General features: G+C 63.0%; 1 protein-coding gene. It reads right to left on the reverse strand.

Annotated elements, in window-relative coordinates; translation table 11 throughout:
* The coding region (locus tag AC0L2Y_RS34535; RefSeq protein WP_473562329.1) for a Mu transposase domain-containing protein at positions 1-690 on the reverse strand (690 nt) is incomplete at both ends.

Genomic DNA, 690 nt, shown 5'->3' on the forward strand with positions numbered 1-690 from the left:
CGTGCCGATCAGGGCTTCATAGCCATTGAGCGACGCCAGTTGCACATGAACGGTCGGCAACCGGGCCGGGTCCGGAGCGAAGAGCGTTCGCAGGGCGGCAATGTCGGGCAGGTCGCCGGCGTCGAGCGTTCTGGCAAGCTCCTCGGCCAGTTCACGCTCGCAGCCGCGATCATGGGCCAGTGTCAGCAACTCGACGGTGATCTTGCAGGCTTGCTTGTCGGGAAGATGCTCGATGAGAGCCTCAAAAGCCCTGCGGTATTCCTGACGCGGGAAGAGCTTGTCGCGATAGACGAGCCCGCGAAGCGCCATCGGCTTCTTGCGCAAGGAATGGATGACGTGGTGGTAATTGACGACCTGGTCATGCCGGCCGTCGGCATGGCCACGCCCGCGGGGCAAGGTCATCAGATGCGTGCCGCCGATGAAGACCTCGAGGCGATCGTCGAAGAGGCGCACACGAAGCCGATGTCCGATCAGGCGGGAGGGCACGGTGTAGAAGACCTTGCGCAAGGTGAAGCCGCCGGTGCGCGATACCGTGACGACCACCTCTTCGAAGTCGGTGGTGCGACGATCGGGAAGCCCCTGCAAATGCGAACGCTCGGCGTCGATGCGCTTGCCGTGTGCCGCATTGCGGCGGCTGACAATCTCATCGATGAAGATGCGGTAGGAGCCGAGATCGTCGAAGTCCCTTGT

Source organism: Mesorhizobium sp. WSM4830 (genome assembly GCF_055811495.1).